The organism is Microbacterium sp. Gd 4-13 (assembly GCF_003095395.1).
Lineage (GTDB): Bacteria > Actinomycetota > Actinomycetes > Actinomycetales > Microbacteriaceae > Microbacterium.
Window position 1 is genome coordinate 158,014 of sequence record NZ_QEIJ01000007.1, and the last position, 9,317, is coordinate 167,330.

Annotated in this window: 8 protein-coding genes; 6 read left to right on the top strand and 2 right to left on the bottom strand. The window is 71.0% G+C overall.

Going from position 1 to position 9,317, the window contains the following annotated elements:
- Nucleotides 1-206 precede the first annotated feature (206 nt).
- The 3 genes from DEA06_RS13575 (at nucleotide 207) to DEA06_RS13585 (ending at nucleotide 5,283) form a co-directional block, all read left to right on the top strand.
- Nucleotides 207-3,107 carry a DEAD/DEAH box helicase family protein gene (locus DEA06_RS13575; protein ID WP_116648539.1) on the top strand — a complete coding sequence of 967 codons (2,901 nt, stop codon included), beginning with the start codon at nucleotides 207-209 and terminating at the stop codon, nucleotides 3,105-3,107.
- A gap of 89 nt (nucleotides 3,108-3,196) precedes the next feature.
- Nucleotides 3,197-4,678, top strand: a complete 1,482-nt coding sequence (locus DEA06_RS13580; protein WP_116648540.1) for an HNH endonuclease signature motif containing protein — start codon at nucleotides 3,197-3,199, stop codon at nucleotides 4,676-4,678.
- A gap of 203 nt (nucleotides 4,679-4,881) precedes the next feature.
- A complete protein-coding gene (locus tag DEA06_RS13585; protein WP_133241778.1) occupies nucleotides 4,882-5,283 on the top strand; it encodes a hypothetical protein in 402 nt (133 codons plus the stop codon).
- Between the two features lie 15 nt (nucleotides 5,284-5,298).
- On the opposite strand, the gene DEA06_RS13590 is transcribed toward DEA06_RS13585, so the two are convergent.
- Nucleotides 5,299-6,366 carry a hypothetical protein gene (locus DEA06_RS13590; RefSeq protein WP_133241779.1) on the bottom strand — a complete coding sequence of 356 codons (1,068 nt, stop codon included), beginning with the start codon at nucleotides 6,364-6,366 and terminating at the stop codon, nucleotides 5,299-5,301.
- 306 nt (nucleotides 6,367-6,672) lie between these two features.
- On the opposite strand from DEA06_RS13590, the gene DEA06_RS13595 reads away from it, so the two are divergent.
- Nucleotides 6,673-7,176 (top strand): GNAT family N-acetyltransferase, encoded by a 504-nt coding sequence (locus DEA06_RS13595; RefSeq protein WP_240606953.1) that lies wholly within the window; start codon nucleotides 6,673-6,675, stop codon nucleotides 7,174-7,176.
- A gap of 4 nt (nucleotides 7,177-7,180) precedes the next feature.
- Here the strand turns inward: DEA06_RS13595 and DEA06_RS13600 are convergent, their stop codons facing one another.
- Nucleotides 7,181-7,738 carry a TetR/AcrR family transcriptional regulator gene (locus DEA06_RS13600; RefSeq protein ID WP_116648543.1) on the bottom strand — a complete coding sequence of 186 codons (558 nt, stop codon included), beginning with the start codon at nucleotides 7,736-7,738 and terminating at the stop codon, nucleotides 7,181-7,183.
- Nucleotides 7,739-7,761: 23 nt separating this feature from the next.
- Here DEA06_RS13600 and DEA06_RS13605 point away from each other — a divergent pair, with 23 nt between their 5' ends.
- Nucleotides 7,762-8,910, top strand: coding sequence for an MFS transporter (locus tag DEA06_RS13605; RefSeq protein WP_133241780.1), 1,149 nt, complete (start codon nucleotides 7,762-7,764; stop codon nucleotides 8,908-8,910).
- A gap of 152 nt (nucleotides 8,911-9,062) precedes the next feature.
- Nucleotides 9,063-9,317: hypothetical protein (locus DEA06_RS13610; RefSeq protein WP_133241781.1), on the top strand; the 255-nt coding region annotated here is incomplete at its 3' end.

Genomic DNA, 9,317 nt, shown 5'->3' on the forward strand with positions numbered 1-9,317 from the left:
TCGGCTTCGTGCGGGGGGAGCAGATGCTGGCGCGACACTACCAGCGCGGGCGATCTGGGGGCGGGATCATGTTTGCCTTGACATCGGCACTGGTCTGGGGGTTGCCGGGGGACGCGCGGGGACTCGTCCACGCGCGGAGCGAGCGCGTGGAGCCCCGCCCTCGGGTCGGCTCCGGCTGCTGCGAGCCGCCGCCCTAGGCTGAACCGGTGCCTGCCCCGACTCCTCTCGCGTCGTGGCGCTTCACCGGCACACTCCGTCACTATCAAGCCGACGTCCTCGACCGCATCGACGTCGCCACCCCGGGTCCGCTCCACATCGTCGCGCCGCCCGGCTCGGGCAAGACCCTGCTCGGACTCCTCCTCGCACAGCGGCGGGGCGCCCGCACTGTCGTGCTCGCCCCGACGACGACGATCCGCGCACAGTGGGTGCGGCAGGCCGCATTCCTCGGTTCCGACCCGGGCGCGCTGTCCGAAGATCCCGAGAACCCCGGTGACCTCACTGCGCTGACGTACCAGGCGCTCAGCGTGCTCGACACGGCCAACCCGTTCGCCGATCTCGCTCGCCGACGCTGGCTCGACGACCTCGAGCAGGACGGGAGGGCCCCTGAATCGGCCGACCGATGGCTCGCCGACCTCGAAGCGAGCAACCCCCAGCCCTACAAGCGCGGCATCGCGAGCCGCTCGCGCACGATCCGCCGGCAGCTCACGAAGGAGAACCCCGAGACGCTCGCCCGGGCGCTGCATCCGAACGCGCTCGCGCTCATCGACAGGCTCGTCGCGCGCGGGGTCGAGACGATCGTGCTCGACGAATGCCATCACCTGCTCGACCACTGGGCCCTCGTCGTCGCGACGCTCGCCGCCCGCATCCGCGCCACGGGCACCGAGCCGCTGCTCATCGGACTCACGGCCACCCTGCCGAGCCCCGACGACGCGAACGAGTACGACAACTACACCTCGCTGCTCGGCGACGTCGACGACGAGGTTCCGGTGCCGGCGGTCGTGCGCGAGGGCAATCTCGCGCCCTACCGCGACCTCGTGCGCTTCGCCGAGCCCACCCGCGACGAGCTCGCGTTCCTCGCCGCGCACGCGGAAGGGCTCGCCGTGCTGCTGCGCTCCACGTTCGCGCATGCGACCGGGCTCGCATTCCTCGTCCATAAGCTTCAACCTGAACGTGAGACCCGCGACGAACTCGAGCCGCCAGCACCGGGCGCCGACGAAGACCGCCGTCTCGCGAAGGCGTTCGCCGACGACTTCGGCGGATCCGAAGCGGCGGCGGCGATGCTTGCTACGGCGGCGCCGCAGCATCCGCTCGTCTCGCTGCTTCCCGACGTCGCGCGCCGGCCCCCGACCACCGACGAGTCGCTGCGCCTGCTGGCGCGCTTCGCGCTCGACCGGCTGCTGCTGAACCGCGCCGAAGAGGCCCGCTGGCAGCGCATCCGCCGCACGCTCGCCGACTTCGGATACTCGCTCACCGACCGGGGCGTGCGCCGCACGCGCGACCCGGTCGACACGATGCTCGCCTCGTCGCTCGCGAAAGACTTCGCGGCGTGCGACATCCTGCGCATCGAACGCGAGGCGCTCGGCGACGACCGCATGCGCGCGCTCGTCGTCACCGACTTCGCCGAGCACGGCAACAAGAGCGGCGGGCTCGTCGGCGCCGCCGGCGCGCTCCGCACCTTCGGTGTGATCGTTGCCGACACCGCGGCGCACGGGCTGCGCCCGATGCTCGTCACCGGTGCGCACACCCGCATCGCCGCGCGCGACATCGACGTGCTCGTGCCCATGCTGGGGGAGCTGCTGGGCGTGCCGGTGGCGACGGCACCCTTGCTCGAAGACACCCAGGTCGCCGAGGTGCACGCGCCGGGTGTCGGTGCCGCGCGGCTCGTGCGCGCAGCATCCGTTCTGCTCACCCGCGGCACGGTGCAGGTCGTCGTCGGCACGCGCGGACTCTTCGGCGAAGGCTGGGACTGCCCCGCGGTGAACACGCTGATCGACCTCACGGCGGTCGCGACGGCCTCGGCCACCCAGCAGCTGCGCGGGCGCACCCTGCGCCTCGACCCGATGTGGCCCGAGAAGGTCGCCCACAACTGGACGGTCACCGCGCTGCTGCCGCCGAGCTTTCCGCTCGAGGCGCAGCCCGACGCGTCACGCCTGCGGCGCAAGCACGCGCGGCTATGGGGGCTCGACTCCGACGACCCGTCGCGGGTCGTGCGCGGTTTGTCGATCGCGCTGCCGTCCGCGGCGCAGGAGGCGATGCGTCAGGTGACCGCGAAAGGTGCCGACGCCTCCGTCGACGGGCTGAACGCCATGCTCGTGCTGCCACCGCGAGAGAAGACGCGGGCCGACTGGCGCATCGGTGAGCCCTACGTCGACCGTGAGGGCGTGAGCGCGCTCGTGGCGCGGCGGTCGACGGCGCCGGTGTTCCGTACGAGCGTGCGGGGGTCCCGAAGGCTCGGTGCGGCGCTCGGTGGCATGACGACACTGGCGGTCGGCGGCAGCATCCTGTCGCTCGCGACGCTCGAAGACGGGGGAGTCATCGTCAGCTTCGCGCTCCTCGCCGCAGCGCTCTGGCTGGGCATCCCGCTGGCGAAGGCGTGGCGGCGAGAGCGGGCGCAGACCTCGCGGACCGTGGCGACCTATGGCCGCATCGGCGACGTCGTCTGGCAAGCATTGCGCCGCGCCGGCCGGGTCGCCGACGTGGCGGCGCAGCCCGTGGTGGTCGAGAGCGAGCGCGACGCTCTGGCGACGGTGAGCGTCGAGATCGCGGATGCTGCGCCCACCGATCAGCGCACCTTCGCCGACGCGATGGCCGAGCTGTTCGCACCGGTGCGCACTCCGCGCTTCCTTCTGCAGACCGGGCGGGGCGGGCGCGCGTGGATCGTTCGGACCGTGCTCGGGCGTTCGAGGGAGCCGCAGTACCTTCCCGTGCCGACGGCGATCGGTCGACGCCGCGAAGACGCAGAGGCGTTCGCCGCCCTGTGGGAGCGCGAGGTCGGCGCGTGCGTGCTGCACGCCGTGGACAGCCCCGCTCAGCTCGCGCTGATGGCCGTCGCGCGACGCGGCGGGGGAGGCACCTCGGCTGCGCGCACCCGCGAGGAGTGGCGGTAGGACGGGGTCCGGCTCTCGTGTCGGCGAGCTGACGGCGTCGCGATGTTCGTGGACGGGCCGATGTCGGAGGTTCTTAGTACATTTGTTCTATGGTTCAGATAGCGACTACGACCACCGAGCGGCTCACCGTCGCCTCGGGGCGGATCGCTGAGTCGCTGGGCGGAGCCGACGTCGCAACGGTCGACGAAGAGGTGCTTCTGCGAGCCATGCGTGACATCGCCGAGGTGCGCAATGCGGCCGATCTGGTGCTCGCAGCGCTCGCGGCCGAGGCTGCGCGCCGGTCGGAGCGCGACCGCGGGTACGACGGACTCGCTCAGCGCAAAGGCCATCGCACCGTCGGCTCTCTCGTGCAGACCATCACCGGCCAATCGAAAGCCGAGGTGACCCGTGCCATGAAGACGGGCGAAGAGCTGGCGGCGGTCACAGACACGCCTCCCGCCGCTGATGTCGACGATGCGGGTCCCGCTGTCCCGACGTGGGAACGGATGCTGAGCGACGCGCTCGAGAGGGGCAGCATCGCGTCGCCGCAGTATCGCGCCATTCGCACGGGGTTGGGGGCGCCACCGGTCGAGCGGTATCCCGAACTCGATCCGCAGTTCCTGCCCCAGGCGTGGGCGCAGGCCGTCGAGATCCTGCTCGATGAGGCTCATACGGTGCCGGTCGAGCAGCTCAGAGCCGACGCCCGCACCGCCCGCGACCGGCTCGACCCGGTCGGGGTGACCCTGCGCTTCGAAGAGCGGTTCGCGGCGCGTTCGCTGCGCACGTGGATCGACGAGGCCGGTCAGCATCAGGCGCGCATTTCTTTCGACGACGAAGCAGCCGCATGGGTGCACGCCATCATGAACGCGGCGTTGCGTCCGCGCCGGGGTCCGCGGTTCGTGGGCGAAGGGGCGAAGCAGAAGGCGGCGGATGCTGCGGCCGACGAACGCACGAACGAACAGCTGCAGTACGACACGCTCATCGCCGTGCTGCGCGCCGGCGCCGCAGCAGACCCCGAGCGGGCGTTCGGAGACCGGCAGCCGGGTGTGCGCATCGTGGTCGAAGCATCAGCGATCGCCGAGGCGGGCGAACGCGGTGAGATGCGGGTGATGGGCGTCGGGCATCTGGAAGACGGAGGGCAGGCGCTTCCCGGAGGGGTGATCGAGAAGCACCTATGCGATGCGGGATCGCTCGCCGTCTCGCTCGACCAGAACGGTCGTCCTTTGGATCTCGGGCGCGAGCGACGGCTTTTCTCCGCGAAGCAGCGCACCGCCATCGCGATACGGGAGGGCGGATGCATCGGCCCGTCCTGCACGGCGCCTCCTTCGTGGTGCGAGTACCACCACATCGGTCACTGGTGGGAGCATCACGGCAAGACCGACGTAGACGACGGCGTTCCGCTGTGCCGCAACTGCCATCTGCGCTGTCACAACCTCGGGTGGCGGATTACACGTGAGCGAGACACCGTGACCGGTGACGACTCGTACTGGCTCCATAAACCGCCCGACCCCGCAACGGGAAAGACGGTGCCCCCGGAACGCTTGCGATCTGCCTCACCGCGTCGCTTCGCGGGCCAGTGGGCGCGGGAGTGAGGCGGGGGTCGAAAATGGGCGGTGGATGCGCGCGCGTCGGGGGACGGGAGTGCCGGTGCGCGCGAGTGAGGGGGACGGGAGTGTCGGTGCGGGCGAGTGAGGGGGATGGGAGTGCCGGTGCGCGCGAGTGACGGGGACGGGAGTGTCAGCGGAGCGACCGCCAACGCGGGGCGAAACATCCGCACATTCGAGAGGATGGACGCGTGAGACGAACCGGGATGCTGCTCGCCATGACGGCCTGCGTCACCGTCGTGAGCGGATGCTCGGCGATGCCGAGGGCGTGCACGGAGATCGGATACGTCAACACCCTCACGCTCGAGGTCGCCGGTGCCGGAGCAGCGGCGGTCGACGATCTGGAATGGTGCGTGGCGGGGGAGTGCGCCGGTGACGCGCTGACCGAAGCCCGCGGTCTCGGCGGGGGGCAGTGGGAGGTGCAGACATTCACCCAGACACCCGGCGAGCTCACCGTCGTCGCGCGAGACGCCGGCGGCACCGAGATCGCACGGGTCGACGTCGCTGTGACGTGGACGGGTACCGACGCGCCGAACGGGCCGGGGTGCGACAACGCATCCGAGGCTCCAACGGTCACCGTTCCGCTTCCGTGACAGAGAATACGAGCGTCAGGCGCGACGCCTGAGACGCAGCATCCCGATGCCCAGCACCGCCAGAACGGCGCCGGCGAAGGCCAGCCCGACGGGGAAGTCGCTCCCCGACTCGGCGAGTGTCGCCCGGGGAGCAGAAGACACCGCAGCCGGATGCTGCAGCGGGGCGACCGGCGTGGTCACGACCGGCTCGCCCGGCGCCGTCACCACCGGCTCGCCCGGAACAGGCTCACCCGGAACAGGCTCGCCCGGAACAGGCTCGCCCGGAACGGGCTCGGGCGACGCACCGGGCGACCCCACCCCGGGTCCACCGGCACCCGGAGTGGTCGCGACGCACGCGACCTCCGACGTGGCGAGCTTCACGGTGGCGATCCGCTGGTCGACGGGGCCGTCATCGGGGAGACTCCCGCGCAGATCGACGGTCAGCAGCACCCACGCCGACGCGGTCTCGGTGCCCGGCACGGTGACACTCTCGAGACGGATATGCAGGATCGCGTCGGGGGTTTCGACAGCACCCCCGCGACCGAGATCGAGGTAGGGCGCCTTCTTGTCGAACTCCCACACGCGCTGCGTCGGACCGACGTAGGCGCTCAACCCCGCGACGATACCCGTGGCCTGGGCGTTGGGGGCGGCGCTCTCGCGCATCGGGCAGGTCGCCGACGACTGCGCCCAGCCGTCGTAGATCAGATTGCCGAGCATGCTCACGAGAATGCCGTCGGCGCGAATGAACGCCGTGCTCTCGTTGGTGAAGGGGAGTACCGTCCACGTCGTGCTATCCGCCGTCACGCGCAGCACAGTGGTGTCGACCACAGACTCCGCCCCACCGCCCTGGATGAGGTTGATGTCGGTGAACGGGAAGGTGAGAAGGTGCGCGGGGCTCGAGACGCTGGTCTTGAGCACCTCGACGTCGCCCGCCCTCAGGTCGATGTCGCCCTGCAGAGAGGTGACCCGCGACCACGGCGCCACGGGTTCGTCGGCCGCGATGGCGGCGGTCCCCGTCACCCCCGCGATCGTCGCAGATACGGCCATCGCCGTGACCGCCACCCACCGGCGATGTACCGCCCGGCCCACCCCGAGAGCACTCATGTCGCGAGTATGGCGGGTCGGTGCCGCACCGGCGCGAAATACCGGGAAAGGAGGGGGTTCCTGAACCCAGTACGGGGAAATCGCGTTCGCCATTCCCCGGGAGTCGCGGCGGGCGTAGCCTGCGCTCAACCGACGAAGGAGTCACAGATGTACGAAGCACTCAAAGCGCTGAAATACCTCAAGAACTTGCGCGCCATCCTTCTCGGCTGGCTCGGCTAGAACGCCGCCACGCCGCGAGGGCGAGATGACCGGCCGGACCGTCGCCCCTTTACGGCGGTCCGGCCTTCTCACCTCTACGCTCGAGGGGTGAACCCGCGCACGCTCGACGACTCCGCCATTCTCCGCACCGCCCGTCCGGGCGACGAGGCCGGCATTCTGGCCTGCATCCAGGCGCTCGCCGACTACGAACGAGAACCGGATGCTGTGCAGAACACCGTCGGCGCGCTGACCGCGACCCTTTTCGGCGACGACCCGAAAGCCTTCGGTCACGTCGTCGAACGCGACGGCCAGATCGTCGGCATCGCACTGTGGTTCCTGACCTACTCGACGTGGACCGGACGCCACGGCATCTGGCTCGAAGACCTCTACGTCGACGACGCGCAGCGAGGCCGCGGCTACGGGAAGGCGCTCATCTCCTCGCTCGCCGAGGTCTGCGTCGACCGCGGTTACTCTCGCCTGGAGTGGACCGTCCTCGACTGGAACGCCCCGGCGATCGCCTTCTACCGCTCGATCTCGGCCGCCCCCATGGACGAGTGGACGACCCAGCGCCTCACCGGCGACGCGCTGGCGGCGCTCGCCGCAGCATCCTGACGGCCTAGCCCGCGACGAGCGCCGCCGCGATGCCGCGCGCAACGCTGCTCGTGTGCGCGGGGGAGCGCAAGCGCATCGCGAGGTCGCCGGTGACGACGAGCACCAGCTGATCGGCCAACGCCGCCGCGCGTGCGGGGTCGACGGCGGCCGCGAGGTCGGTCAGACGCCCGCGCATCGAATCGGTGTCGCGGTGGATCGCCGCGTCGACCTCGGGTGGGGCGTCGGCATACTCTGCGGCGCTGCCGAGGAAGGCGCACCAGCGCGAGCCCGCAGGCTGCGACCGGAAGGCGTCGAGCGCGTCGAAGATCGCGAGCAGCCGGCCTTCGCCGGTCGTCTGCGCGGCGACGGCGGCGTCCCACGTCTCGATCCATATCGCGTGGCGCCGTTCGAGGGCGGCGGCGACGAGGGCGTCTTTGCTCGCATACCCGCGATACAGCGTCGCGGCCGACACTCCCGCGCGTTCGAGTACGGCGTCGACCGGGGTCGCGGCGATGCCGCGCGTGAAGAACAGCTCGTCTGCCGCGTCGAGCAGTTTCGTCTCGGTGCGGGTGCGCAAAGCCATGACAGCACCCTAGACTCGCAAAAGTGAAACGAGCGTTTTTGTTACGAACGAGTTCGTCCGTGCCGCTCGTCGCGGCCGGTGCCGGACTGATCGCTGCCACCTATGGCCTGGTGCGAATGGCCTACGGACTCTTCCTGCCCGACGTGCAGGCCGACCTCGGGCTCGACGTCGCCGCGGCGGGCGTCGTCTCGGCGGGTGCGTCGGTCGTCTACTGCGTCGGGGCCGTGGTCGGATTCCTCACGGCCGCGCGACACGCGCGAGCGCTCGTGATCGCGGCGGCTGTCGCAGCATCCATCGGCGCCCTCGGCATGGCTGTCGCGCCCGTCTCGCTTATTTTCGCCGTGTTCGCGATCGCGAGCTCGGCGGGAGCGGGTCTCGCCTCGCCGGCCCTGGTCGCGGTGCTCCAGCGCGATCCCGCGACTTCTCGGTCGCCGCGCGGCCAGGCCATCGTGAACGCCGGAACCGGTCCGGGAGTCGTCCTCGCCGGCGCGCTCGCACTGCTGCTCGCACCCGATTGGCGCCTCGCGTGGGTCGTCGCCGCCGTTGTGACCGCGCTTGCCGCCGTCGGTGTGCTCGGGGCTGCGCGGGGAGGGGCGGATGCTGCGGTGCCGCCCACGTTCCCGGCCTTGCCGTGGTTCGTCGCCCATCGCCGCGTGCTGCTCGCGGCGCTGCTGTTCGGCGCGGGATCCGCCGCCGTCTGGACCTACGGGCGCACGATGCTCGTCGCGTCGGGAACCTCGTCGGGCGCATCGATGGCCGCGTGGATCTCGCTCGGCGTCGGCGGCACACTCGTGATCATCACTGCGCGGTGGATGGAGAGGCTGGAGCCGCCCGTCGCGTGGATCGCGACCGCGATCGTGGTCGCGATCGCGACGGCCGCAGTGCTCGCCGGGGGAGGGTGGGCGCTCGTCGCCTTCGCCGCGTTCGGCTGGGGCTACACGGCCGGGAGCGGCGTGCTGATCGCGTGGACCGCGCAGATCGACGCGCCCCGCGCGCCGGCCGGGACGGCGTTGTTGTTCGTGACGCTGATCCTGGGTCAGGCGCTCGGGGCGGCTGTCGTGGGTGGCCTGATTCCCACGGCGGGCTACCCGGTCGCCTTCGTACTGGCGGCTGCGGTCTCGGCGGTGGCGCTCGTTCCGGCGGTGGGTGCGCGGCCGCGGGTGCGCGGGTGAAGCGCGCCGGGCGGTGCTTCGTCCCGTCGCGCTCGGTGCCACCGGAGCCGCTGCAGCGCTGGTCGTGGCGGAGTGCCCGCGATCCTTCGATGACTTGTCCACAGGGGGCCCGATTTCCGTGGAGTGTCGTAGGTATGTTCTAGGATGTAGGCATGCGCAACAGCTATGAAAGCCCCTCCGGCGGTGAGGCGCTCCGCGATGCCGATGCGCTCCCGGTGCACGGTGCGGGTGAGTCGTGGGCGACCGGCGACGGGCTCGACGACGCATGGCCTGACGAGCAGGAGTGGATCGACGCCGACGGTGATCCGGTCGCGGCGGGGCGTGATGGCCTGGATGCGGTGGCGGATGTGTCGACGTTGATGTCGGTGTTCGCCGCGCAACGGTTCGAGCGCGTCGAGGGCCTGCGT